At 61.9% G+C, this 25,441-nt stretch carries 24 protein-coding genes and 2 riboswitches; of the genes, 11 read left to right on the top strand and 13 right to left on the bottom strand.

Features of this window, described 5'->3' with window-relative positions; all coding sequences use genetic code 11:
* Positions 1 to 46 precede the first annotated feature (46 nt).
* The 3 genes from gltB to IPK79_03110 form a co-directional block, all read right to left on the bottom strand.
* Positions 47 to 4,531 carry a glutamate synthase large subunit gene (gltB, locus tag IPK79_03120; protein MBK8189419.1) on the bottom strand — a complete coding sequence of 1,495 codons (4,485 nt, stop codon included), beginning with the start codon at positions 4,529 to 4,531 and terminating at the stop codon, positions 47 to 49.
* 310 nt (positions 4,532 to 4,841) lie between these two features.
* Positions 4,842 to 4,951, top strand: a riboswitch (TPP riboswitch).
* 487 nt (positions 4,952 to 5,438) lie between these two features.
* Complete coding sequence (locus IPK79_03115; protein MBK8189418.1) at positions 5,439 to 6,851, bottom strand: sodium:solute symporter family protein; 1,413 nt, start codon at positions 6,849 to 6,851, stop codon at positions 5,439 to 5,441.
* A 15-nt stretch (positions 6,852 to 6,866) separates the two neighbouring features.
* Entirely contained in the window at positions 6,867 to 7,421 is a 555-nt protein-coding gene (locus IPK79_03110; protein ID MBK8189417.1) for a hydrolase, read from the bottom strand.
* A gap of 298 nt (positions 7,422 to 7,719) precedes the next feature.
* On the opposite strand from IPK79_03110, the gene IPK79_03105 reads away from it, so the two are divergent.
* On the top strand, positions 7,720 to 8,223 hold the full coding sequence (locus tag IPK79_03105; GenBank protein MBK8189416.1) for a hypothetical protein: 504 nt from the start codon (positions 7,720 to 7,722) through the stop codon (positions 8,221 to 8,223).
* Between the two features lie 15 nt (positions 8,224 to 8,238).
* On the opposite strand, the gene IPK79_03100 is transcribed toward IPK79_03105, so the two are convergent.
* From IPK79_03100 to IPK79_03090, 3 genes are all read right to left on the bottom strand, one after another.
* Positions 8,239 to 8,436, bottom strand: coding sequence for a hypothetical protein (locus IPK79_03100; GenBank protein MBK8189415.1), 198 nt, complete (start codon positions 8,434 to 8,436; stop codon positions 8,239 to 8,241).
* Between the two features lie 98 nt (positions 8,437 to 8,534).
* The gene (gene rocD / locus IPK79_03095) at positions 8,535 to 9,743 is read right to left on the bottom strand and encodes an ornithine--oxo-acid transaminase (protein MBK8189414.1); all 1,209 of its coding nucleotides are present in this window, start codon (positions 9,741 to 9,743) and stop codon (positions 8,535 to 8,537) included.
* Positions 9,740 to 10,675, bottom strand: coding sequence for an inositol monophosphatase (locus IPK79_03090; protein ID MBK8189413.1), 936 nt, complete (start codon positions 10,673 to 10,675; stop codon positions 9,740 to 9,742). Before IPK79_03090 ends, rocD begins: the two co-directional genes overlap by 4 nt.
* A 100-nt stretch (positions 10,676 to 10,775) precedes the next feature.
* Here IPK79_03090 and IPK79_03085 point away from each other — a divergent pair, with 100 nt between their 5' ends.
* Entirely contained in the window at positions 10,776 to 11,777 is a 1,002-nt protein-coding gene (locus IPK79_03085; protein ID MBK8189412.1) for a hypothetical protein, read from the top strand.
* A 35-nt stretch (positions 11,778 to 11,812) separates the two neighbouring features.
* On the opposite strand, the gene IPK79_03080 is transcribed toward IPK79_03085, so the two are convergent.
* Entirely contained in the window at positions 11,813 to 12,346 is a 534-nt protein-coding gene (locus IPK79_03080; protein ID MBK8189411.1) for a hypothetical protein, read from the bottom strand.
* 82 nt (positions 12,347 to 12,428) lie between these two features.
* Positions 12,429 to 13,304: a VWA domain-containing protein gene (locus tag IPK79_03075; protein ID MBK8189410.1), complete on the bottom strand. Its 876-nt coding sequence runs from the start codon at positions 13,302 to 13,304 to the stop codon at positions 12,429 to 12,431.
* 544 nt (positions 13,305 to 13,848) lie between these two features.
* On the opposite strand from IPK79_03075, the gene IPK79_03070 reads away from it, so the two are divergent.
* The 5 genes from IPK79_03070 to IPK79_03050 all read left to right on the top strand — a co-directional run bounded on the left by IPK79_03070 (position 13,849) and on the right by IPK79_03050 (position 16,765).
* A complete protein-coding gene (locus IPK79_03070) occupies positions 13,849 to 14,286 on the top strand; it encodes a hypothetical protein (GenBank protein ID MBK8189409.1) in 438 nt (145 codons plus the stop codon).
* A 129-nt stretch (positions 14,287 to 14,415) separates the two neighbouring features.
* Positions 14,416 to 14,886, top strand: coding sequence for a hypothetical protein (locus IPK79_03065; GenBank protein ID MBK8189408.1), 471 nt, complete (start codon positions 14,416 to 14,418; stop codon positions 14,884 to 14,886).
* Positions 14,883 to 15,638 (top strand): putative N-acetylmannosamine-6-phosphate 2-epimerase, encoded by a 756-nt coding sequence (locus IPK79_03060; protein MBK8189407.1) that lies wholly within the window; start codon positions 14,883 to 14,885, stop codon positions 15,636 to 15,638. Before IPK79_03065 ends, IPK79_03060 begins: the two co-directional genes overlap by 4 nt.
* Before the next feature lie 63 nt (positions 15,639 to 15,701).
* A complete protein-coding gene (locus tag IPK79_03055; protein MBK8189406.1) occupies positions 15,702 to 16,256 on the top strand; it encodes a type 1 glutamine amidotransferase in 555 nt (184 codons plus the stop codon).
* Positions 16,253 to 16,765, top strand: coding sequence for a low molecular weight phosphotyrosine protein phosphatase (locus tag IPK79_03050; protein ID MBK8189405.1), 513 nt, complete (start codon positions 16,253 to 16,255; stop codon positions 16,763 to 16,765). Before IPK79_03055 ends, IPK79_03050 begins: the two co-directional genes overlap by 4 nt.
* A 210-nt stretch (positions 16,766 to 16,975) precedes the next feature.
* Here IPK79_03050 and IPK79_03045 read toward each other — a convergent pair whose 3' ends face one another.
* A complete protein-coding gene (locus IPK79_03045; protein MBK8189404.1) occupies positions 16,976 to 17,458 on the bottom strand; it encodes a hypothetical protein in 483 nt (160 codons plus the stop codon).
* A 445-nt stretch (positions 17,459 to 17,903) separates the two neighbouring features.
* On the opposite strand from IPK79_03045, the gene IPK79_03040 reads away from it, so the two are divergent.
* The 3 genes from IPK79_03040 (at position 17,904) to IPK79_03030 (ending at position 19,588) form a co-directional block, all read left to right on the top strand.
* Positions 17,904 to 18,923: a hypothetical protein gene (locus IPK79_03040; protein MBK8189403.1), complete on the top strand. Its 1,020-nt coding sequence runs from the start codon at positions 17,904 to 17,906 to the stop codon at positions 18,921 to 18,923.
* A 167-nt stretch (positions 18,924 to 19,090) separates the two neighbouring features.
* Positions 19,091 to 19,261, top strand: coding sequence for a hypothetical protein (locus IPK79_03035; GenBank protein ID MBK8189402.1), 171 nt, complete (start codon positions 19,091 to 19,093; stop codon positions 19,259 to 19,261).
* A 99-nt stretch (positions 19,262 to 19,360) separates the two neighbouring features.
* Entirely contained in the window at positions 19,361 to 19,588 is a 228-nt protein-coding gene (locus IPK79_03030) for a hypothetical protein (protein MBK8189401.1), read from the top strand.
* 33 nt (positions 19,589 to 19,621) lie between these two features.
* Here IPK79_03030 and dusB read toward each other — a convergent pair whose 3' ends face one another.
* On the bottom strand, positions 19,622 to 20,650 hold the full coding sequence (gene dusB, locus IPK79_03025; GenBank protein MBK8189400.1) for a tRNA dihydrouridine synthase DusB: 1,029 nt from the start codon (positions 20,648 to 20,650) through the stop codon (positions 19,622 to 19,624).
* A 104-nt stretch (positions 20,651 to 20,754) separates the two neighbouring features.
* A riboswitch (cobalamin riboswitch) is annotated at positions 20,755 to 20,943 on the top strand.
* A 72-nt stretch (positions 20,944 to 21,015) separates the two neighbouring features.
* Between dusB and IPK79_03020 the strand changes: the two genes are divergently transcribed.
* Positions 21,016 to 22,383, top strand: a complete 1,368-nt coding sequence (locus IPK79_03020; GenBank protein ID MBK8189399.1) for a hypothetical protein — start codon at positions 21,016 to 21,018, stop codon at positions 22,381 to 22,383.
* A 598-nt stretch (positions 22,384 to 22,981) separates the two neighbouring features.
* Here the strand turns inward: IPK79_03020 and IPK79_03015 are convergent.
* The 3 genes from IPK79_03015 to IPK79_03005 form a co-directional block, all read right to left on the bottom strand.
* On the bottom strand, positions 22,982 to 24,043 hold the full coding sequence (locus IPK79_03015; GenBank protein MBK8189398.1) for an SEL1-like repeat protein: 1,062 nt from the start codon (positions 24,041 to 24,043) through the stop codon (positions 22,982 to 22,984).
* A gap of 166 nt (positions 24,044 to 24,209) precedes the next feature.
* The gene (locus IPK79_03010) at positions 24,210 to 24,500 is read right to left on the bottom strand and encodes a hypothetical protein (GenBank protein MBK8189397.1); all 291 of its coding nucleotides are present in this window, start codon (positions 24,498 to 24,500) and stop codon (positions 24,210 to 24,212) included.
* A 463-nt stretch (positions 24,501 to 24,963) separates the two neighbouring features.
* Complete coding sequence (locus IPK79_03005) at positions 24,964 to 25,272, bottom strand: hypothetical protein (protein MBK8189396.1); 309 nt, start codon at positions 25,270 to 25,272, stop codon at positions 24,964 to 24,966.
* Positions 25,273 to 25,441: the final 169 nt, after the last annotated feature.

Genomic DNA, 25,441 nt, shown 5'->3' with positions numbered 1-25,441 from the left:
AGTAGGGAGGGGATAAACGGCTTCTGCTGCGCGCGCGGACGGGGCCTCAGGCGGCGATGCGCATCAGCCCCAGCAGGGTTTCCAGTTCGGCGGCCTTGGGCTTCACCAGCCAGAATTGCCCCAGCAGGCGGTAGAAGTGATCGAGCAGTTCGCGACCCCACGCGCTGCGGGTCTCGGCGACGAACTCGCGAATGAGCGACTGCAGGTGCGTGGCGTAGTCGTCCATATGCTCGGTATCGATCCGGTGAATGTCGACCAGCCCATGGTTATAGCAGTCGACAAACTCGTTTTCGGCGTCGTAGACGTAGGCGAAGCCGCCGGTCATCCCGGCGCCGAAGTTATAGCCGGTTTGGCCCAGCACCACGACCACCCCGCCGGTCATGTACTCGCAGCCATGATCGCCAACGCCTTCGACAATGGCCAGCGCGCCGGAATTCCGCACGCAGAAGCGCTCACCCGCCTGTCCTGCCGCGAACAGCTTGCCGCCGGTGGCGCCATACAGACAGGTGTTGCCGATAATGGGCGTTTGCTGGCTTTTAAAGGCGCTGCCTTCGGGCGGATACACCACAATTTTGCCGCCTGCCATGCCTTTGCCGACGTAATCGTTGGCGTCGCCTTCCAGAATCAGATTCAGACCGCCGGCGTTCCACGCGCCAAAACTCTGGCCGGCGGTTCCGCGCATGCGCACCGTCACCGGCGCGTCCTGCATGCCGGCGTTACCGTGACGTCGCGCGATTTCTCCCGACAGGCGCGCGCCAATCGAGCGATGCGTGTTGTTGATTTCATAGAAAAATTCGCCGCCGGTCTTGCGCTCCAGCGCATCGCGGGCGTCGCAGACCATTTGCTCGGCCAGTTCGGCCTTATCAAACGGCGGATTGCAGGCGACCATACAATGACGCGGCCGTCCTTCGAGATCGCGCGGAATCGTCAGCAATGGCGACAGATCCAGACGCCGCTGACGCTCGGTTTCGCCGGGCAGGCGCATCAACAGATCGCGCCGACCCACGAGATCTTCGAGCTGATGCGCGCCAAGTTGCGCCATCAGTTCGCGAATCTCCTGGGCGACAAAGCGGAAGTACGCCTCGACCATCTCGGGCAGGCCCTTGAAATGGCGGCCGCGCAACACCGGATTCTGCGTCGCCACGCCTGTTGCGCAGTTATTCAGATGGCAAATGCGCAGGAACTTGCAGCCCAGCGAAATCAGCGGAGCGGTTCCAAACCCGAACGATTCGGCGCCCAGTAGGGCGGCCTTGACGACGTCCAGACCGGTTTTTAGCCCGCCGTCGACTTGCAGGCGCACTTTGTCGCGCAGATCATTGGCCTGCAGGATTTGATGCGCTTCCGCCACGCCCAGTTCCCACGGCACGCCCGCATAACGCACAGAGGTCAGAGGGCTGGCGCCTGTGCCGCCGTCGTAACCCGAAATCGTGATTAAATCCGCATAGGTCTTGGCGACGCCTGCGGCGATCGTCCCGACGCCGGGCTCGGCCACCAGTTTGACCGACACCATCGCGCGCGGATTCACCTGCTTGAGATCGAAGATGAGTTGAGCCAGATCTTCAATCGAGTAGATGTCATGATGCGGCGGCGGCGAGATCAGCGGCGTGCCGGGCAGCGTATAGCGCAGCCGGGCGATGAGTTCATTGACCTTATGGCCGGGCAACTGTCCGCCTTCACCGGGCTTGGCGCCTTGCGCAATTTTAATCTGCAGGACGTCGGCGTTGACCAGATACGCCGGCGTGACCCCAAAGCGCCCCGAAGCGACCTGTTTGATTTTGGAGACCTTCTCGGTGCCAAAGCGCGTATCGTCTTCGCCGCCTTCGCCCGAATTGGACATCCCGCCCAGACGGTTCATGGCGATGGCGAGCGACTCATGGGCCTCCGGCGACAGCGAGCCCAGCGACATGGCCGCCGTATTAAAGCGCGGAAAAATCGCTTCGGCGGGCTCGACTTCATCGAGAGGAATCGGCGTCTGATCGCCGCGCAGCGTGAGCAAATCGCGCAGGCTCATCGGGGGGCGGCGGTTCACCAGGTCGGCGAAGCGTCTGTAATCCTCGGGCTCTTCGGTGCGCACGGCGCGTTGCAGGGCCATCACCACATCGGGGTTGAAGGCGTGATACTCGCTGCCGGGACGATATTTAATCAGGCCGCCGGCGCGAATGGGCGCGCCCAGACTCCAGGCTTCTTTGGCCAGTTGCCGCTGCTCGGCTTCGAGATCGTCAAAATTCGCTCCCTGCAAGCGGCTGACCACGCCGGGAAAGCACAGATCGATCACCTCGTCATGCAGGCCAATGGCTTCAAACAGGCGGGCGCCGCGGTAGCTGTTGATGGTGGAAATCCCCATTTTGGAGAGGATTTTATACAGGCCTTTCTGAATGCCCTGGCGGTAGTTTTTCATCAGGCCGACGGTGTTTTTCCACTGAATCTCTTTGCGCTGGGCCATGTGATACAGGGTTTGATAGGCCAGATACGGATAAATGGCCGTGGCGCCAAAGCCAATCAGGGCGGCGAAGTGATGGGGATCGCGCGCCGTGGCGGTTTCCACGATGATATTGGCGTCGCAGCGCAGGCCTTTTTCGCACAGGCGCGCATGCACCGCGCCCACGCCCAGCAGGGCATGGATCGGAATGCGATTGCGCGAGACCCGGCGATCGGTCAGGATTAAAATCACCTTGCCGTTGCGCACGGCGCGTTCGGCCTGATCGCAGACGGTTTCAATCGCGGCGCGAAGCGATCCACTGGTCGGGTAAGTTAAATCGATGGTTTCATAGGCGTAATGCGGGTCATCGAGCTGAAGCACGGCGCGGAACATGCTGCGCGACAGAATGGGGGAGCGAATATCGATGCGCGCCGCGTTTTCCGCCACTTCCGCAAACGGATTGCGCTCGCGGCCCAGAATCGTGCGCAGCGACATCACCATTTGCTCGCGAATCGGGTCGATCGGCGGATTGGTCACTTGCGCAAACTGTTGGCGGAAGTATTCATACAGCGGACGGATCTGGCGCGACAGCACCGGCGTGGGCGTGTCATCGCCCATCGAGGCGACGGTCTCCTGCCCGGTTTCGCCCAGCGGGCGCAGCACCTCGCTGCGCTCTTCCAGCGTCAGCAGAAACTGTTTTTGATACACCTGCCATTCATGATCAAAAATCGGGTCGCAGCCTGGCTCTTCTTCCTCAAAATTAGGCTCCAGCACGCGGACGTACTCATCGAGCCACTGCTTGTACGGATTCCGGTTTTTCAGGCGCGTGTTGACGTCTTCGGGCAATAACAGCTCACCGGTGGTCATATCGACGGCCATCATTTCGCCGGGGCGCAGGCGGCCTTTGGCCAGCACGTCACTGGGCGCGTAATCATACACGCCGATTTCTGAAGCGATGGTGATGTGGCGATCCCGCGTAATCACGTAACGCGCCGGGCGCAGACCGTTGCGGTCCATCGCGCAGGCGGCGTAGCGGCCATCGGTAATGACCAGACCCGCCGGACCATCCCACGGGTCCATGTGCAGCGAGTAATAGCTATAGAGCGAGCGCAGATCCGGGTCCATGGCTTCCATATTTTGCCAGGCGGGCGGGGCGAGAACGCGCGTCGCCAGAAACAGATCCATCCCGCCCACCACCAGCGCTTCGAGCATATTGTCCAGACTCATCGAGTCGGAGCCGTCCACGCTGACCAGCGGCAGCAACGAGGTCATATCGGGAATCAGGGGCGAGTCGTACTTGGTTTCGCGCGACACGGCCCAGTTGCGGTTGCCGCTCACCGTGTTGATTTCGCCGTTATGGGCCAGCATCCGGAACGGTTGGGCGAGCCGCCATTCCGGGAATGTGTTGGTCGAAAAGCGTTGATGATACAGGCACAGCGACGACACAAAGCGCTCATCGCGCAAATCCGGGTAGAAGACGGGCAGATTGGCGGGCATCACCATGCCTTTGTACGACACCGTGCGGCACGACAGACTGGTGACGTAAAACACCGAATCTTTAGGCGTAATGGCCTTTTTGGCGCGACGACGGGCAATATAGAGCAGCCTGTCGAAGGCGGGCTCATCCAGCGTCGGGGCCAGCGCCGCCGAGGGGGCGACAAAAATCTGAACAAACTGCGGCAGGGTTTTCAGCGCCTGTTCGCCGCAGGCGTCCGGCTCTACAGGCACCGGCCGTTCCCAGACGCATTCAAGTCCCTGTTCGCGCAATTCTTTTTTGAGGCGAGAGAGGGCATTGGAGGCCAGCAGTTTATCCGGATTCAAAAACAGGGCGCCCACGGCGAACATCGCCGGGAGGGTCACGCCGTCGGCTTCGGCCAGCGCGCGAAAAAACTGATCGGGAATGCGAAACAGCAAGCCGCAGCCATCGCCGGTTTTACCGTCGGGGGCGATTGCGCCGCGATGCGCCAGGCGCGTGAGCGAGGTAATAGCCGTTTGCACCAGCCAGTGCGAGGCCTGATTGTCCATCTGGGCGATGAGACCAAAGCCGCAGCTGGCTTTTTCAAACTCAGGGCGATACAAAGCGCCCCTGTCGGCGCAGGCGGGATTGCGCATCACGCATTCCTCTCAATTGGCGGCAAGAACGAATGAAGAGAACGTCGTAAACCGTCCCGAACTCGAAAAACCTCTCACCAGAGGGTCGGGTAACGACGGGCGGAGAGCGACGCGCGCGTCCCCATCTTCCAAATCGGCTGCGGGCGGGCCAACCCGCAAGACCCCGCCCATTATATCGCTATCGGCGTAGTTTTAAAAGTCCTGATTTTGCGCGCGCGCCGCCCGGATGTTACCCGCCGGCTTTTGATGGCGGACAGAGAAGTGGAGCGCCGCACGCCTTTCTTCCTGCTATACTGGTCGCGACATTGTCCTTCCCGAACCGGGGCGCCGGCGATACCGGCTGAGAGCGCTTTGCAGCAAGCGTAACCCGTTGAACTTGATCTGGGTCATACCAGCGAAAGGAGTTGCTCCGTGTCCTTGATTCCGTCTGCCGCTTTGCCCGGCGCCGTTCGACGCGCCGCAAAGCCGTTTTCAGGCCTGTCGAACTGGCGTCGCAAGCCGGTGGAAGACAAGCTTCTGTTGCTTGGCGGCCTGACCTATGTGCCTGCCGCGCTGCTGACCCCGGCGGTGACCAACGCGCATCTCAGGGCCAAAGGCGTTCCTGCCGCCGATCGCCGCCTGCTGACCCGTCAGGAAATAATCCGTCAGGGCGTCAGTTCCGCTATCTGGCTGGCGAGCTATTACGGGGCGCTGGCGCTGACCGGGCGGCTGCTGCCCAAGAACGCCGCGCGCTCGTTGTGGCAGTTCGCCGGATCGGTCGTGGCGGCCACGCTTGGCCATGGCGTGCTCCGTCCGGTGCTCACCAATGAATTGCTGGTCCGCGCCAGCTATGGCCCCCAGGCCCCGGCGCCTCTTTCGCGATCCCCTGTTGCGACATCGCCCGCGCTGTTTCCGCGCAGCGAGACGCTCAGGCCGGCGCCGACGGCGAGACCGCAGGCGGCTTTTTCAGCGCTGTCCACGCCCAGCCAATTGCAAATCCCGTCAGGCTGGCCCCCACCCCCAGCAGCGTGGCATACGGCCAGCCCGGCCATTGCGCCGGCATGGCGATAAGGCCGTATTGCGACAACGCGTTCAACGCCATCATCGCGCCGCCGGCGCCCATTGCCAGCAAGCCCGCGAGGCGCGGCGGATGTTTCAGATACAAAATGCCGACAATTGGCACAAACATCGCCGAAGCGTAAATATCGGCGGAAATCCATAAAATCTGGATGATATTCTGGAACTTCAGCGCCAGCGCGATGGCGGGCGCGCACACCAGCGCCGTTGACAGGCGGCTGGCCAGCAGCAATTCGCGCGTGGAAGCGTTGGGGCGTATAAAGCCCTGATAAATGTCGCGCGTCAGCGTGAGGCTGCCGACATTGAGAGACGAGTCCATCGTCGATGAAATCGCGGCCAGCACCCCGGCCAGCGCCAGTCCGCCCAGCAGCGGATGCGGCAGCTTCTGGGCCAGATCCATCAAGACGCGCTCGCTGTTGGGAATAATCTGCGCGCTGAGAATGCCGATGCTGGCGACCATGGCAAAGAGCCCGATCAGCAGCAAGGTCGCTCCCAGCGCGCCGCGAAAGGCGAGCCCCTCGTTTCGCGTGGCCGACATGCGCTGCCACATTTCGGGCGCAACGCTCCAGGCCATCACAAACGCGGCCGTCAGCGCCAGATGATACCCCCAGGGTCGTCCAAACTCCCCAAGGCCCGCCCACGTCACGGATCCCCCGAGCGCCGCGCCCGGATCGGGAGAAGCCCCCAGACAATAGGCCAGTAAAATGCCCAGGGCGAGGACAATCATCGCCATCTGCGCCATATCCGTGATGACCACCGTGAAGAAGCCGCCCATCATCACGTAACTGACCACCAGCGCCGAAAATATCAGCGTGGCGGCGGTCGGATCCAGCCCCAGCACGCTTTGGAAAAGCATCGAAGCGGCCACCAGTTGCGATCCGAGAAACGTGGACACGGCCATCAGAATCACCAGCGCCAGTCCCAGCCGTCCGACCCGTCCATAATGCCGCTCCACGGCTTCCGGCTGCGACAGCGATTCCTGTCGCGCCACGCGCCGCGAAAAGGCGAACGTAATTAACGCGCACGACAGCGCCGAAGGAATCGCCAGCTCCCAGGCCCCCGCCCAGCCCTTATGATGAAACAGCGTCATCGAGGCGATGGTCGAACCTGCGCCGAACCACGACGCGGCAAAACACAACGCCACCGGAAACGCGCCCAGCGAGCGCCCGGCCAGGAAAAAATCGCGCAGCGTCTCAATGCGGCGTCGAAAGCGGCGCGCCGTCCATAAAATGGCGGCGTAAAAAACGACAATAACGAGCAGCACGGACGCGGGCCGGCCTTATTTAATGAGCGCCTGAAGCGCCTTAAAGGGCGGACAGTTGGCCGTGCGCGTCCACTCAAACAAGGCCATTTCGCTGGTAAAGGGGATCGCCCCGGCTTGCGTCATGCGCCATAGCGCGGCTTTCAAGTTGCGTTTCTGGCGAGACGACACCGCGTCGTGCGCCAGAAAAACGGTCTTGCCCAGTTCTAACAGTTGCAACGTCGTCTGCGTGACGCAGATATGCGCCTCAATGCCGCAGACAATCACTTGGGAGCGTCCGCAGGCCTGCAACGCGTCGGTGAAGCCCGGCGCCTCCACGGCCCCGAAAGCGGTTTTTTCCAGCACGATGGCCCTGTCGGGTAAGGCGTCGCGCAAATCATGCACCGTGGCGCCCAGGCCTTGTGGGTACTGCTCGGTGACCATCACCGGCACGGATAAAATACGGGCCGCTTCCAGTAAAATACGGGTCTGTTTGAGAATGCGATCGCGATGCTCCATCAGCGGCAGCAGTTTTTCCTGCATATCGATGACGAGCAACGCGCTCTGCTCCAGTGAGAGCAGCGATGAGGGCATAACGGCGATACCTCCTGAAAGAGCGTCTGAAAGACGTGATTCTGAAAAGACGTGATTCTGAGAAGACATGATGATGACAGGCGCGGTCAAAAATAGCGCGGTCTTTAGAAAGCGCGCGCGCGCGTCGGTTGATACTCAGCGTCGGGGGAAGTCCCCATTATGGCGGATTTCCCTCCCGTCTGACAACACCGCTGCCGATACCGCTCTCACCTGCCTATTTCTCCCACGCACAGGCTACGGGCATCGGGTCGTGACAGTCCGCTTATTGATAAATCTTACCTGCATGAATCTTCCCTGCATGAATCTTCTCCGCACGCGTCGCCGCGCCGCGCCGCTGGAGGCGTCGCTTTGTCTGTGTCTGGGCGCGTCGCTTTGCGTTGCTCTGGGCGCCATGGCCCAGCAAGCGCCCGATCCCTCGCCCTCGCCCGCAGAACCCTCGCGTCAGGAGATCCAGGCGTTTTTCGAGTCCCAGCGGGCCAATTCAGCGCGTTCGCAGGCGTGGGCGCGGCAGTATCAGGGGCGCGTGATTCACTGGGAGGGCGTGGTGTATCATCTGCGCCGCCAGACGCGCTCGCATCGCGTGGAGATTCTGGTGCGCGCGCTGCCGCAGAGTTTTCTGTACGACACCATCGTCGCGCTGGAAGGCGATGCCGAGGCCTTGCGGCTCGATCCGCGCATCCGCCCCGGCGCGCGTATTCGCTTTTCGGGCAAATTGGCCCATGGACTCGACATTTGGGGCGTCAAGCAAGTCACCGTGGTGGCGCCGACTCCCGAGGCGATCCGTTGGGAAGGCCCGTCTTAAGCGAGCTTGGCGCGCCTAATTGGCTTTGTTTTTAATTGGATTTTTCAGCGTGATGACCACCATGTCTCGGCCATATTGAGCCGAATAGGCTTGACCAGACCTCTGCAAGCCTTCCAAATACCTCGCCACGTCCCCCTTGCCAGTTTCCTTGTTATAAAACGCTCTGGGAGGGCCGACTATTGCTCTGTAAGTAGTCGCATTATTAACCGTCACCTGTCCTGATCTCCTCACATGCGAGCGAGTCGCCACGCTCAAAGGGAATGCGAGCAGTATAGCAGATGAACGCCGATTTGCCTAATAACGGGGCGGGTTCAGGCTTGCAGGACCTTTTGCAGGCGCTCGAAGGCCCAGTCCAGCTCCTGCTGGGTAATGACCAGCGGCGGCGAGATGCGCAGGACGTTGTCATGGGTCTCTTTGCACAGAACGCCTTCGGCCTTGAGGGTTTCGCAGTAGGGGCGGACCTTGATGTCGAATTCCATGCCGATCATTAGCCCGCGACCGCGCACTTCGCGCAGATGCGGATTCTGAATCGTCCGCAGGCGCGCGATAAAGGCCTCGCCGAGTTCGGCGGCGCGCTGGGGTAGATTCTCCTCGCGCAGCACCTGCAACGACGCGCGCGCAACGGCGCAGCCCAGCGGATTGCCGCCAAACGTGCTGCCATGATCGCCGGGCTTGAAGACGCCGAGAATCTCGCGGCTCGACAGCACGGCGGAGACGGGATAAAACCCGCCGGAAAGCGCCTTGCCGATGACCACCGCATCCGGGCGCACGCCTTCGTATTCAAAGGCGAAGAGTTTGCCCGCGCGGCCCAGCCCGCACTGGATTTCATCGGCGATAAACAGCACATTGGCCTGTTGGCACAGCTCAGCGGCGGCTTTGAGGTAGCCTGCGGGCGGAATTTTAATGCCCGCCTCGCCCTGAATCGGCTCGACCAGAAACGCGCAGGTGTTGGGCGTGATGGCCTTGGCCAGCGCTTCGACGTCGCCGTAGGGAATCACGGTAAAGCCGGGCGTGTAGGGGCCAAACCCGTCGCGGTACTGCGGCTCGGTGGAAAAACTGATGATCGTGGTCGTGCGCCCGTGGAAATTATCTGCGCAGACAATAATTTCGGCCTTGTTCTCCGGGATGCCCTTGACCTTATAGCCCCACTTGCGCGCCATTTTGATGGCGGTTTCGCAGGCCTCGGCGCCCGAATTCATGGGCAGGGCCCATTCATAGCCGGTCAGGTCGGACAATTCGCGGTAGAACAACGGCAGCTGATCATTGCGAAACGCGCGCGAGGTCAGCGTCACGCGGCGCGCCTGCGCCAGAAACGCCTCCAGAATCTGCGGGTGACAATGGCCCTGATTGACGGCGGAATACGCGCTGAGGCAATCGAGATACCGGTTGCCTTCGACGTCGTACACCCAGCAGCCTTCGCCGCGTTCGATGACGATATCCAGCGGGTGGTAATTATGCGCCCCCCAGCGATCTTCCATCTCAATGAACGATTGGGTCCTGGCGGCGTGGGATTCACTCATGGGCGGACGTCTCCTGTCGACTCACAGCGGTAACGCAAGGGATGAAACGCTTGGGGCTGGCGGCAAACGCCCTGGATCTCTTCGAGCAGCGCCGGGCCGTTGGCGGCCAGAATATCAATGCGGCGCCGGGCGATGTCGAGCGCCTCCAGCGAAAAATCAGCGACCGCCCCGCCGGCGGCTTCAACCAGCAGGACGCCGGCGGCGACGTCCCAGGGCGAGAGACGCTGTTCCCAAAAGCCGTCGAGCCGTCCGGCGGCGACATAGGCCAGATCCAGAGCGGCGCTCCCGGCGCGACGCACGCCGTGGCAACGATTCATAAAGGCCAGAAACAAGCCCATATTATCCTGCGGCGACGATTGCAAATCGTACGGAAACCCGGTCGCCAGCAAGGCCCGCGACAGCGACGTCACGGCGCTGACGGCCAGCGGCCTTGTTTGCGGCTCTTCTGGCGTTAAGCCCGTCGCGGCGGCCCCACGCGTGAGCGTTGCGCCTTGCGCGCGCGCGGCCGTAAACAGCTCGTCTTTCATCGGGTCGTAGACAACGCCTGCCATCAGGCGGCCCGCCTCGGCGTAGGCGATTGAGACGGCAAAATGCGGAAACCCGTGCGCAAAATTCGTCGTGCCGTCCAGCGGATCGACAATCCAGACGCCATTGAGCGCAAGCGCCCCGGCACCCTCGCTGCCTTCTTCAAAGGTTTCTTCGGTAATCATGCGCGCGGCAGCCAGCGCCTGACGCGCCTCGCCCGCTTGCAGGCGCTCGCGAATCAGCGCGTCGCAGGCGAGATCGACTGACGTCACCAGATCCAGCGCCGTCGATTTCTCGGACACTGAGAACGCCTGCTGATACTGCGCGCGTTGAAGCGCCCCGGCGGCAAGAGCCGCCTCAATGGCAATGTGAAGGCGCTGCGTCGATGCGCAACAGACCGTGTCCATAAACGCCTGCCATGTCCTTTCTCGTGGAATCGCCTTCTGACACTAGCAACAGCCTGACCGAAAATCAATCGGCGGCTTGCGCGCTCTGGCGTGTATTATAATGAAGAAGACGCGCGCGCTGGCGTTATTTTCATTCAGCGCCGATGCGCGATTCTCAAAATCGCCTTCCGGGGATTTCCGGGATAGAGGAGCCGCCGTGTTCGGACCGTCGCAACCGGGCGCGAACCGATCGAGCCAGATTACCACCCTGCTGTACGGCCTGGATCAGGCCGCCGTCAGGCTGGGTTTATCCGAGACCGTTCTGGTGCGCCTGTCGCAATACTTCCGTACGCCGCAATCGGCTTACGAGGACGTGGGCAGCCTGTCTTTCAAGGGCGAGCTGCTGTTCAGCGACGCCGACCTGCTGTTTTTCTCGCGGGTGCGCGATCGCATCGTGATGGGCGACTCGCTGGAGACCATCAAGTCGCAGGTGCGTCGCGCCCCGGCCGATGCGCACGGTCTCAGCGAAGTTTCCCCCGCCCATGCCCCCTCGCAAGTCTCGCCGCGCCCGGTTTTTTCCGGGGCGTTTCCCTGGGCGGCTGCGGGCGAGGCGCTTGAACCTGCTCCTGCGCCGCTTCCCGCGCCCCCGCTGCGCGAGCTGGGACGACAATCGTTTGCGCGTTACAAGCAGACCCGCGCCCAAGGCGGTCGCGCTATTTTTGCGGCGATGGCCAATCGTCTCGGCGGCGCCGCGTCGGCAGACGGCAAACCGGCCGTTAAGAACGCCTCGCGCGTGTTTTCAGTCGGCGTGCTGACCGACACCCTGCGCGAGCTGTTTCCGAAAAAGCCGGTGACGGAAGACCCCATGGCCATGGGCGATCTGGGACTGGATCCGCGCTACGTGTACGCGCGCGGTCGCGTCTGGCCCCGTCAGCAATCGCCCAACGAAGCCTGTCACGATGCGGATTCAGATGGCCGCCCGCTGGGCTCGCCGTTGTCTGTGCGGCGTAAAGCGCCTGCGCTGGCCGCCTTAAGCGATCCATCCGGGTTGAGCGAACCGGCAGAAGCCTTGAAGCAGGCCGCCTTGCGCCTGCGCGAAAAAGCCCTGCGGCCTAAACCCTGAAGCGCGGGCCGCGAGCCTAACGCCGCTTTACGCGTCTAGCAGTTATCCAGACCACAGGCCTTGTCGGGGTCGGGCTTGGCTTTGCGCACAACGGTAATGCTTTCGGCGTCGACCCACGGGTCGCGCAAGGCCGCGCTAAACACATGGCCTTTGACGGAAATCACGTCGCCGGCTTCCAGATTCATCACCGATTCGCTTTTTTCGCGCGGATAAAACAGCTTGAGTTCCGACAGCGGAATTTTATGATGCGTAATGTCCGGTCGAATAATCAGCAGGCTGACGTACTGCTTGGAGGCGCGCATGGCGGGCTTGTAATCGAGCCCCAGGCTGGAAAAGCTGCTAAAGGCGCCTTCGAAGACGACGCGCTTGCTGACGTATTTTTCAGGATTCTGCGCCAGGTCCAGCGCCGTCACCGGCTGGTAGGCCTTATCAGGGATTGCTTTGGCGGCGGGCCTGTCTTTAACCGCAGGCCGAACTGCCAGCGAAGGCGCGGGCGCCATCAGCATCGCGCCGCTCAGGGCGCCAATGGTCACAAGCGCAGACAGCGCCGAAAGGCAGGATCGTTTCATGCGAGGCGGGTTCCTTCGAAATTAACGGGGCCGACATTAACAGGGGCGTCACAACGGCGAGCAATGCCTGAATGCGGCTATTCTACCGCGACGGACGTCCGGCGTCATATTCTTTCATCAGGGGCGCGGGCGCGCGAACGGGGCGTTTGGTTCTGGATCGCGCACGCGCAGGCGCAGCAGGCGCGATCGGGCTTGCGGTCATGACGCTGGCCGGGGGCGGGGGCGTCTTGGTCGGGGTCATCACTTTGCCTTCCACCGAGGCGTTGATGCGCAGGGCTTCGCCCATGCTGCGCGCAAGTTCGGCGGCGGTATTGGCCGTGTAATACTTGCCAAAGGTCGACAGCGCGATGCATCGCAACTGATTCCCGGCTTCCAGCCCTTGAAGGCCAAAGCCGACCACGTCAATCTTGACGTCCACGCCGCCGCGCGCCATGGCAACCGCCACCTGACACGGGTCCGCGCTACAGTTTTCCAGCCCGTCGCTGACCAGAATAATCCGCTTGCGCCCGCTCAGGCCCACGAAGTCCTCGGCCAGCGAGCGTTGCAGGGTGTAGGTAATCGGCGTCACCCCCACCGGCTGCACCGGAATAATCTGGTTGGCGATGGCGCTGCGGTTGCCCGCCGCAATGGGGGCCAGCACCTGCGTCGCGCGGCAGGCCGTAAACGAGTTCTGAGACGTCCCATACACCCGCAGCCCCACGTTGACGTTGGGCGGAAGCTGGCGCAACAGGCTCCAGAGGGTGCGTTTGGCCGCCATCATTTTGCTTTCGCCGTCGGCCAGCCGCTCGGTCATCGAGTACGACGCGTCGAGGATGATCATCACGTTTTCGCTTGCCGCGCTCGCCTCGCCTGTCAGGATCGCGTCCGCAGGCGGCGATTGCGCGTATGCCGGCGACGCTCCGCCCGCCGGGTCGAGCCGCGTCAGCGTCATCAGCGCCATAACGGCCATAAAAGCCATAGAAACGACTGGATGTCGTTCGATTCGCCCGAGCGCATTAAAATGTCTGAATCGCCTGAGCTCACTCATGGGGCGCTGGCGCCTCCCGTCTTGCTGGCAACTGCCTCAAGGGTATTCTATCGAGGGTATTGTACCGTGTGGCGCGCGCGGCTTGCGAAAAAAAGCAAAAAAAAATCTCTTGCTGAGGGGGTAAAGCGCAAGAGATATACGGATAGAGAGAGAGGCAGTATGAGAGATAGAGTTGATATGCTGTTGTGTGGTTGGATATTGGGATCGTATGGGGTTGAAAATCAGTTTGAACTTCTCCTCTACTAAATCCCCCTCAAAGATGCCAATTGCGTCAAACGTCGTAATTCTTTGCAAAACATTACAAATGCGCTATTCTGGCAGGCAGGGCGGTATTTCTTCGATAACCCTGCGACCCTTTTACGGACTCTTTCCCGGAACCTTTGCCCTGCGGAGGCGTCCTGCGACATAGCATCCTGCGAGCGAATTCACGAGCCCTGCCTGTTTAACAGCGATACCCAACCGGAGGAACGTACTGATGCGCGTTAATATCACCTTGAGAGCGCTGTCTGTGGCAGCGTTAATGGCCGCTTTCATTCTGCCGGCCGGCATGGTCTGGGCGGATCCGCCTTATTCCTATTATGACCGGGGCTATCCCTATGAGCGTCCCCTGCTGCATAACCCGATTATTCGCCAGTCGCTGATTGGCGCGGGCGTAGGAGCCGTTACCGGCGCCGTCAGCCGCGATGGCTCACTGGTGCGCAGCGCCGGCGTGGGGGCTGTCACGGGCGCCGCGACGGGCGCCATCGATTACACCGGCGTGCTGGACGGTCGTCCTATGGTGCGTCGCGCGGCCAAAGGCGCTGTCATCGGAACCGGCGCCAGCGCGGCGATGCGTCGCGACAAGCTGAAAGGCGCGGTCGTGGGGGCTGGCGCCGGGGCGGCGTATCACCTGATAAAAGGCCGTTATTACTAACGCGCCTGGGACTCGTCCTCTCTTGAACAGGAGGGCTTTCAGGCTGCCGCTTCGCCGCGTGCGTTGGGCGCGGGTTTGGGATATGATGCCCCGACTCTATGGACGTGATGCGCGGCGAGGGCGGCCCTGATGAAAACCTTTCTGTTAATTCTCATGAGCATTGGCATCGGCATTGCCGGTCAGTTTTGCCTCAAGCACGGGGTCATGGACAGTTCCGGGCGGATGGAGCTGGCCTCTGCCGGGCAAGCCGTCTCGCAGATTCTGATGGTGTTTCGCAACCCCTTCATCTGGTTCGGGCTGTCGCTGTACGCCGTCGGCGCCGTGATGTGGATGATGGTGCTGTCGCGCGCTGATATCAGTTACGCCTACCCGATGCTGGGCATTGCCTACGTGATTGCCGTGGCGCTGGCGTTTTTCGTTCGCCACGAGCCGGTAACGACTTTTCGATGGGCGGGCGTGCTTCTCATTGCCTGCGGCGTACTGCTGATCGGCGCTGAAAGCCATTTGCGAAGCTGGTGGTCGTCGCTGGTCGCTCCCAAAACGCTTTCTCAGGCAGATGTCGCCGCTGACGCGTCCGCGATGAACGCTCCGGCCCCATGACCTCGACCCCGGCGGCGGCGGATGGCTCGCAGGCCGACAGACGCGCCTGTCTGGAGCGACTGCGCGGCGGCGTCATCGTCTCGGTGCAGGCGCAATCCCATGAACCGTTCTACGCCGATGCGCCGTTTTGCGCGCTGGCGCAATCGGTCCTCGACGGCGGGGCCTTGGGCCTGCGGCTGGCGGGCGCGCGCCATATCGCTCTGATGCGCGCGGCGCACCCGGATCTGACGATCATTGGCCTGAGCAAACCCGACCCGATTCCCGCCGACGCGCGCGATCGCGTGTATATTACGCCCGGCTTTGCCGATGTCGCCGAGTTGGCCAGGGCCGGGGCCTCGATCGTGGCGCTGGATGCCACGGATCGCCCGCGCCCAGAGGGCGAAACCGTTTCAGATATTGTCGCGCGCGCGCGCCAGTGTTTTCCCGCGCTGGGCTTAATGGCCGATTGCGCCTGTATGGCAGACGTGAGGCGCGCAAACGTCCTGGGCTTCGACCTGATTTCTACCACGCTCAGCGGCTATACGAACGCCACGCAGGCGCGCGACAACGGCGCGCCGGATTTCGATCTGTTGCGCGAGGCCGTGGCCGCCGCCGGCGCGCCGGTTGCCTGCGAAGGTCGCCTGTGGGAGCCGTCGCAGGTGGCTGAGGCTTTTGCGCTGGGGGCCTGCTGCGTGGTCATCGGCTCTGCGCTCACGCGCCCGCATCTGGCCACGCGCCGTTTCGTGAACGCGTCGCCCCTCGGCGCCGTATAATATATCAGGCCAGAGGGCGCTTGCCGTCGCAGCCGCCTGTCAACGGAGGAGATACCATCCCGCATGAACGCGTCCTTCCCACCGCCCGGCGATTTAACGGAAAAACGCGCCCTGATTCTCGCAGCGCCGGATTTTGAAGATTCTGAACTGCTGTATCCGCGTCTGCGTCTAATCGAGGCGGGCGTGCAAACGCGCGTGGCCGGTCTGGGCGAACGTTCGTACCGGGGCAAACACGGCTTGCTCGTCGATGTGGACGCCAATGTGGAAGATGTCGTGGTCGGTCACTGGGATCTCGTCGTCATCCCCGGCGGATGGGCCCCGGATCGCCTGCGCATGAGCGAAACGGTCCTCAATATCGTGCGGCGCGCCGTTTCCGCCAATAATCATGTGGCGGCCATTTGCCATGGCGGCTGGGTGCTGGCCTCGGCAGGCGTGGCCCAGGACCGTATGGTCACCAGCTATCGCTCGATTAAAGATGACATGACCAATGCGGGCGGGCGCTGGGTGGACGAAGCCGTCGTCGTCGACGGTCCGCTGATTACCTCTCGCACCCCTGACGACTTGCCCGCCTTCTGCCGCGCGATGCTGGCCGCCCTGGCCGCGCCGCCTCTGTCATGAGCGCCTCTGCTGACCCGACGCTCTCGGTTCTGTTCGTGTGCACGGGCAATATCTGCCGATCGCCGTCGGCTGAAGGCGTGTTTCGCGCCTTACTGGTCAAGCGTCATCTCGATGGGCGGATTCGCGTCGATTCCGCCGCCACCGACGACTACCACGTGGGCTCTGCGCCCGATCCGCGCTCGGTGGAAGCCGCCGCGCGCCGGGGCTACGACTTGCGCGGCCAGCGCGCGCGTCTGGTAACGCCGGGCGATATCGAAGCCTTCGATTACATTCTGGCCATGGACAGCGGCCATCGCCGCCGTTTGCGCCAGATGGCTCCTGAGGCCTTACGTCCGCGCATCGGCATGTTTCTCGAATACGCCCCCGATCTGCGGCTAACCGACGTCCCGGATCCCTACTACGGCGGCGAAGCCGGATTCGAGCGCGTGCTGGATATGCTGGAGTCCGCTTCGGAAGGCTTTCTCGAGTACCTGCTCACCGCCTACCCCGACCGCCTGATCGCCCGCTGAATCCTGCCCGCTCGCTTTTGGCCCGGCTCTGGGCCGCTTTTCGTCCAAAAGAAAAAGCGTCTTTTTTCCCCAAAAAAGACGCAATTCAGAAGAGACGAGAGAAGAAGACTGTCTATGCGTCTCTGCGACGCGCAGAGACGAAAAATCGCGATGCGTTTGCGTTTAATCCCCCTAAAAACCCCCTGAAATCTGTGAATGCCAGACGAGCGCTTACGCCCGCTTGAGCAAGACCCCCACGGCGCGCACCGGCGCCAGAAACGTATCGCCAACCCCTTTGGCCAGCGTCAGCGCGCATTCGCGCAAGACGTCGCGGCTCTGAGCGGCCAGCGCGGCGTTTCCGCCGTTGGCGAAAATCCCGATGGCCAGGATCGACGTGAGAATGCCGACCAGTCCGACAACCACCGCCACCGGCCCGGCAATCAGGGCTTCGGTCAGACGGACGACCGTCCGGCGCGAGTGAGCGGGCGATTTGCAAACCGTCTGCGAGCGCTCGGCTTCCGCGCTTTGACGCGGCTGCGGCGTCGGGCGCGTCAGCGACGCCATCGGTTCGCCCATCAGCCGCCCGGCTTGGGCTTGCTGGCGTTCAATGAATGCGATGAGTTCGATTTCGGAGCCGCCATCATAACGACGGCGATCAAACTGAAGCGTCAAGACTTCCAAATTCACATGACGACGATTCGAATGACGTTCCATATCCCCGGTCCTCCTGAATACAACCCCTACCGCGTGACAATTCCCCGATAAGCGCTCACCGGGGCAAAGCCCCGTTGGGTGGCTGTGAGCGATTTGATTTTTGAGAGAGAGAGAATTTGAGAGAGAGACAGTGTGTGATGTGAGAGAGAGACGAGATGAGAAGTGCATTTACCTTGTGCTTGCATAAAAACAAACACGTGCGGCTTGATGTTAATACTTTACGAAAAATTAACATTTTGACCCGATCGCCGCACCCACGCGATTCTTAAGACAAGCTGAAGCCTGCCTGCGTTCCGCAATTCGCTCTATATACATGTTTTTATTTTTATGTGTCTGTTTTTTGTGGATGAGCGCAGGAGCGCTCGGGGGAAGCGTCACGTCAGGGGAAATTCGCTGTCATGCTTGCAAGCCGCGCAATGGGGCGCGCCGATGGGAGGAAACCGTCATGGGGTTAAGTTTTTTCAATCCGTGGAAGCCGATTAAGGATACCAACCGCGCCACGGGCATGGATATCCAGTTGCCGCGCCCGGAAAAAGGCATGAAGACCGATGCCCAACTGGCCGCCAAAGATGCCCGCAACAACGACGATGCCGCCCGCTACGACACGCCTGCGAGCGCCCGTTACTATGAGGACGCGCTGGCCGCTCGCAATCTTTCCAGCCCCGCTGCGCTGCCGGCGTCGTCGACGCAACTCTCTGCGCTGAGTCCGAGGGCCGGCGAAAACAAGGTCGGCGCGCCCAATAGCTGGCATGCGATCAAGGCCTTTCGCGGCATTACGTCAGAAAACGACGCCGCCAGGGAAATCCGGCTCGATACGGTGAGCGATCGCGCGCCTGCGCTCTCCTCGCCATCGACTTATGGCGCAGCCACGACGTACGATTCGCCCGGCCTGATGGACGATTCCCTGAGCAATCGCCCCGCCATGGCGCGGATGATGATGAGTATGATGCGCCTCTTAATCGGCGTCTTAATGACTGCCGCAGGCGGCGGCGCCATGTCCGGCCTGTCTGGCCTGTCCGGCCTGGGCGGAGGCGGTTACGGCGCCGGCATGGGCGACCCGTTTATGTCGATGGGCGGCCTGTCCGGCCTGTCTGGCATGGGCGGAGGCGGTTATGGCGCTGGCATGGGCGACCCGTTTATGTCGATGGGCGGCCTGTCCGGCCTGTCTGGCATGGGCGGAGGCGGTTATGGCGCCGGCATGGGCGATCCGTTTATGTCGATGGGCGGCCTGTCCGGCCTGTCCAGCATGAGCGGAGGCGCTTATGGCGCTGGCATGGGCGATCCGTTCATGTCGATGGGCGGCCTGTCCGGTCTGTCCAGCATGAGCGGAGGCGCTTATGGCGCTGGCATGGGCGATCCGTTTATGTCGATGGGCGGCCTGTCCGGCCTGTCCAGCTTGGGCGGATACGGCGCCGGCATGGGGGATCTCAGTGGCCTGATGGGGCTACCCTATGGACGGTTTTAAGCCGGATGACTCGGCAAAACGGCGCGCGCTTCTTAAAATTTAAGAAAGAATCCGCGTGAATCGCCCCAAACGGGCAATTTCCAAACGTCGGATGTTTTTAAGCCATAACCGACCCGCATTGCGCCCCCGCGTCTCACGCATCGCAGGGCGCCCACAGGAGGAAGCCAATGAGTCGAACCGCTGCGCCTCGTAAGTCCACTCTCTTGCTGCGTCCCAGCGATTTGGATCGCTTTCCGCTGGCTTTTGAGCGCCGCGCCGCCGAGGTCGCGCGTCTCGATCGTCTGTTGGCCGACACGCCCGCGTCGCCGCCGCCAGACGCGCCGCCCGCCACCGAATAAGGCGCGCGCCGTTCAGCCACGCGCATCAAATGTTCACAACCGGGTTTAATGCCATGAGTAGGGGTTGCCCGTGAGGGCAGGTTTAGGGGGATTCAGATTATGACAGCAGGGGTTTCAACCAACGCCGCCGCGCGCGCCAGCGCCACGCGACAGCCTCAAAAACCTCAGACAGAGGCTGAAAAAAAGATCGCAGGTCAACGCGCCTTTGTCGAAAAATGGATTCATGACGAAGTGACCAATCGCTGGCGTACCAGCAGTTTGGTCCCGGAAGGAAGGGGTAAAAACAAAGGCACGACGTCCTTTATGCCCACGCAAAGTCTGGGGTAAAACGTCGCGTTGCGCTCTCAGTCGCGCCTGTATTTAAGAAGCCGCGTTCAGGGCCAGATCCACAGGGAGATCGTTGACCAGACGCTCGATGTCGGCGAGCGAGGACACGTGCGTCATGCGCTCGCGCAGGCGGCTCGCGCCGGGAAATCCCTTGACGTACCACGTCAGATGCTTTCGCATTTCGCGCGCGCCGACCGCCTCGCCGTGGGCGGCGCAATGCAGGCGCGCATGGTCCAGACATGCCGCCAGACGCTCTTGCGGCGTGCGGGTGATTTGCGCTTCGCCGCTTCGCAGCGCGCGATCAATGTCACCAACGCGCCAGGGCGCGCCCAGAGCGGCGCGGCCAATCATCACGCCGTCAACGCCGTAGTCGCGCATCACGCGGCGGGCGTCGTCGGCGCTGGTAATGTCGCCGTTGGCGATGACAGGAATCCGCAAGCCGCGCTTCAGCTCGCCGAAGGCCTCCCAGCGACAGCCCGGCGCATAGCCCTGGCTGCGGGTGCGCGCGTGCAGCGTGACCATTTGCGCGCCAGCGGCCTCGCACATCTGCCCAAAGGCCAGATAATTCATCGATTGGGCGTCCCAGCCCAGGCGAAACTTGACCGTCACCGGCGTATCGAAATTCGCTACGAGCGCCGCTACCAGCGCAGAGGCCCGATCCGGGTCGCGCATCAGTGAGCAGCCTTCAAAATTCCCCGTGATTTTTTTGACCGGGCAGCCCATGTTTAAATCCAGCACGTCGGGGCGCTTGCTCACGACAATGGCTTCTGCTGCGCGCAGCAGCGCATCGACGTTGTTGGCGGCCAGTTGATACGCGATCGGCGGGTCATGCTCGGTTTTTGCCAGAATCCGGTCGTCGATGCGCCGCGAGTACACGATGCCGTTGGCGCTGATCATTTCGGTAAAAATCAGCGAATCCGGCGCCCAGTGGCGCGCCAGCGTGCGAAAGGCGGCGTCGGTCACCCCAGCCATCGGGGCCAACGCGACGCGGCTGGCGAGCGTCAGCGGGCCAATGCGCAGAGGGGCGGCGGCGTCGTTGCGCGAAAAATCAACAGGGGTCATCGGGCGCTCGTTTTAGGGTCGATCACGGGGTGAACGCGACACGGTCAGTCCCACAGAATCCCGTCCAGAATCCGGTGGGAATCGCGATTTTATCACGTCCGGCGCCCATGCGGCGATGGGACGGCGACGTTGTTGCTGCTATAATGCTCGCGCGTCGACGTCGGGAAATCCGGTGCAATTCCGGAGCTGTGCCGCAACTGTCAGTCGCCTGCGGAAGGGCCGCGCGCTTGCGCCCCCACCCCTTTCCGCCGCGTGATGAGTCAGAACGCCGCGCCGCCGCGCTTTCCTCTCTCTCTCTGTTTTCCCATTGCCCTGCATTGATTCTGCGCCCTCTGCTTGCGAGCACAAGAGACCGCCCTGCCCTTATGTCACTTTCTGCCTGCGTTCCCGCGCCTGCCTTCGCCCGATTTGAAGGCCCTGCGCGCGCGTTGTCCTCTGCTTCCGCTTCTTTTTCAGACCCGTCTTATTCGCCTGCGCCTTCTGACACGGAGCCGGATCAGGCCTTCGTCTCGGGCGATTTTATCCCGGTGCGCCGTGCGCTGGCCGCTTTTGGGCTGGGACTGGGCGCGACCCTGCTGGCCAGAAAACCCTTCCGCGCCGGATTTCAGCGCCTGTCGACGCTCTTCCCGCGCCCGGTGACCCCGTACAACAAGAGCCTGACGCTGCTGCTGTTTCAGAATCCGCTCGCCTCGCTGTCGATGCAGGCCATGGAAGCGCCGCGCTTTGTCGCGCCGCTGGCCCTCTACAGCGGCGCGACCGCTGCGGGCTATCTGGCCACCACGGCCGTTCAGGGCTATCAAGAGGCGTGGGTGCGCCGTCAGGAAACCGGCATCCGCGTGCGGCTGCTCTCTCGCCTGCAGGGAACCTTTGCGCAAAGTCTGCGCGACAAGCAGGCCTTTGACGATCGCCTGCTCGATGAGGCCAGAACGCGCCTTCGCGAGCTCTTAACGCGCAATCAGGCGCCGATCCCCCCTATTCTGCAGCCCGCTTCATGGGCGGAATCCTCCGACGCGCAGCGCCGCTCAGCCTATCAGCCCACCCATCGCCAATGGCCGATGCCCGGCGTGCGTTTTGGAAACAGCGTCAGTGAGACGCCGCCAGCGCGTCAACCCGTCGGGACGCTCGACGCCGCCTTTGCTCTTGCCGGCGCCCTTACCGGCGTGATTCTCCATGGGTTTCTCAACGCCGTCGAGCGTTTTCGCGCCGATCTGATCCGCTATGAGCGCACCGGCGAAGCTGGTCTGCAACCACACGCCGGGCTGGAACAACACGCCGCCGATCTCGAGAAACGCGCTCCCGCCGCCGCCCCGCTGCGCGCCATCGAAAAAACCCTCTCGCACACCGACGCCGCCGCGCTGGTGATGCTGGCGGATCGCCTGCAAAGCAAGTGGCTGGTGCTGGGCTACGGCGCGCTGGTGGGTATTGCCGCGCTTGGCAAGCTGGCGGTCGACGGTCTTCGCGAAATCCGTGTGACGCAAGCCAATGCGGCGACTGAGTACCGTTATCAGCGGGCCAACTGGCTGCAACTCGATCCGGGATATCACCGCATCGCCGAAACCGAAACCCTTAACCGGGATCTGCGCCTGTTGCAAGACGATCTGCCTTCGCTCAAGCGCGATCCCGCCCTGCTCAAGCAGCGCGTTCAGACGATTCTCGCCAATGTGGGTCGCAATTCGGCGCCGCCGTATTTCCCGATGACGCCGATGGTCGGCATCGTGCCGGCGCGCAGTTAAGCGCTCGCGTTAAATCCCGCTAAAAATTCTAGGATTTTCGTTATCGAGCCCGCCTCTCGGGGGCCGTTCCCGCCCCCGAACCCCCACCCTGTCTTGATTGGAGGGCTTTGCCCTCCAGACCCGTTTCTCATGAGCCGCGGCTCTGGGGGGTGTTTTCGTCCCAGAGCCCTTATCCTGTCTTGATTGGAGGGCTTTTCCCTCCAGGCCCGTTTCTCATGAGCCGCGGCTCTGGGGGGTATTTTCGCCCCAGAGCCCTTATCCTGTCTTGATTGGAGGGCTTTGCCCTCCAGACCCGTTTCTCATGAGCCGCGGCTCTGGGGGGTATTTTCGCCCCAGAGCCCTTATCCTGTCTTGATTGGAGGGCTTTGCCCTCCAGACCCGTTTCTCATGAGCCGCGGCTCTGGGGGGTGTTTTCGTCCCAGAGCCCTTATCCTGTCTTGATTGGAGGGCTTCGCCCTCCAGACCCGTTTCTCATGAGCCGCGCCTCTGGGGGGTGTTTTTGCCCCCGAACCCCCACCCTGTCTTGATCGGAGGGCTTTGCCCTCCAGATTCGTTTGGCCGCCTCTGCCTGCGTCGACGAAGGGCGCAGAAAATGCCGCTATTTTAGCCCCTGCGGCGCCGGTTTGCGCCAGGCGATCGCGCGGCGCTGGGCGGCGGCAATCTGCTTGGCCGACATATCGCGCACGATGGTCTTCAGCCAGCTTTCGGCCTCGGCGTTGCCGTTGCGCGAGGCCACGTCCAGCCAGGCGTAACCCTGCACGTAGTCCTGATCCACGCCTTGCCCCAGCAGATAGAACGTCCCCAGCGCCATCTGGGCGTAATCGTTGCCCTGCTCAGCGGCTTTGCGGTACCACTTGGCGGCATCCTCGTACTGGGGCGCGCCGCCGTCGAGGCCTTCTTCGTACATCAGGCCCAACTTGAGCTGCGCTTCGTCGTAGCCTTGGGCCGCGGCTTTTTGCGCGTAACGCACCGAGTCCTGAATGCTTTTCGTCACGCCCTCGCCAGATTCCAGCATCACCGAGGCGCGCAACTGCGCAATTGCCAGACCGCGATCCGCCGCCTGCTTAAAATACCGGAATGCTTCCGCTGCATTGGCCGCCATGCCGGATCCCGCCTGCGCAAGGGCTCCATAAGCGTATTGCGCCAGCGCAAACCCCTGATCCGCCGCCTTGCGGTACCACTGCGCGGCTTGCTGCGGATTTTTCTCCACGCCTTGGCCCGCTTCGTACAGCATGCCGACCTTGAGCTGGGCTTCGGGCATGCCGGTTTCGGCTGCGCGCAGATAGCGCCGGAACGCCTGAGCCGGGTCGCGCGTCACGCCCAGCCCTTTTTCCACCAGATAGGCGACGCTGAACAGCGCGTCCTGATGCCCCTGATCCGCCGCGCGCTGAAACCAGCGCATGGCCTCCTCGTAGCGTTTGCCTTTTTCGTAGGCGACGCCCAGCAGGTATTGAATCTCCGGGTCGCCGCGCGTGGCCCGCGGCAGCAGAAACGGCGCGACTTCCTGATAATGTCCGGCCAGCGCCTGTTGGGTGAGCTGGTTTTTGCGCGCCTCGCTCAGCGCTTGTGCGCCGACCGGCCCGGCGTTGAGGGCCATGAGGCTCGCCGCCAGCAGCAGCGCGCCCGAAAGTTGGATGAAAGCCCAGCGGTTACCCGTCACGCGCGTCAATCTCCCGCCCTTATTAAACGGTATTTTCAGCAGGGATGCAAGCGCGAGGCCGCGTGACCGCGTTCGTCGCCTCCCCGCGCCCCGAACATTCATCCAAGGCGCGGCGCGTCTGTCGATCCCCCGCCGAACGCGCAGAAAAGAGCGCAAGCGGGCGGGGTTATGGGGTTTGGGCCCTGCGGTTGGCCAATTGCTGGACGTAGCCCGAAAGACGTGTTTGAGCTTCGTATGCCTCAATAATAGGCGCGACCAACGCCGGTAGCGCCAAGGGACCATCGCTCTGCTGTAAGATCTGTAAGGTTTTGTCCACTTGACTGGAATAAGGGTCTGTTTCGCGAAAGCCCTTGATAACCTGCTCAACGCAATGCTGAAGAGAGCCCTGTTCTTGGGGCGTGAACGACAGAATGCCCTCTTTGATGAATTGAGACGCCCTCAGGATAAACTGCGCCAAACTATCGCAAGCGTGATTATTTCGCTCCAATGATAGAGGCGCGCTATTAACCGGGTCTTCCTTGCCCGGCTTGTTTCTTTGATTCCTGACGCGCTCTGCCAGAGCGCTTCTCAGGGAATTTACGCGCTCATTCTGCGCGGCTGTAAGCCCCATCCCGAACCGGGCGCATGCAGGGCGTGTGGAGGTGGAAAAACAAGTGGGCTTCATTGCAAAAACGCCAAGCGTCTAAATGGAATCGTGATTAGAAGGCGCAGGTCTTCCTGTTCCATGGAACGCTCTCCAGCGTCTGAATTGCGCAGCGTGTAACAAATGTTTGAAAATGCAATTTCCCGCAGGCGTGAGGCCCCAAACGCCCGCCGCGCCCTGAAAATTCATCCAAGGCGCGGCGCTTCTGTCGAACCCCCGCCGAGCGCCCCGCGCGGCTCGCTATTGAGCGCGCAGGACGCATCCCCAGCGGGTGGGGTTATTGGGGTTTAGCAGGGGAAATCGCTTCCTTGGCTCGCTTGCCACGCTTGGAAGCCTTCAGGATTTCCTCAAACGCCTTAGTAATTGGTTCTACTAAAACTGTAGGTATGGTTACGGCGTCAGCCTGTAGGCGCTTTAAAAGAGGGCGAATGCGGACGCCTTCGTCGGCTGTGGTTGAAACGTCTTCCGATTTAAGCCGCTTTAGAGTTTGGGCAATTTGCTTCTGAATGGTGAGGGCCTGCTCTATACTTGGCGATACTTGCGACCCATTCAAGAGCTTCGCCCCGCGAATAATGGCGCCGAACAAATCGGGAAAATAATTGTGAACCGTAGGAAGCGGTTTAATAATCTCGTTAACAAGCTGCTGTTGCTTGTGCCCTAGCAGTAAGCCATTTATTTTTACATTTTGATTGGGCTAAAACGCCATTCCAAAACGAGCGCTGGTAGTGCGCGAAAGCGGCCCGGACGTTGAAAAA

The organism is Vampirovibrionales bacterium (assembly GCA_016712355.1).
Classification (GTDB): Bacteria; Cyanobacteriota; Vampirovibrionia; order Vampirovibrionales; family Vampirovibrionaceae; genus JADJRF01.
The sequence above is the reverse complement of the archived record's forward strand: the minus strand, read 5'-3'. Positions and strand labels throughout refer to the sequence as shown.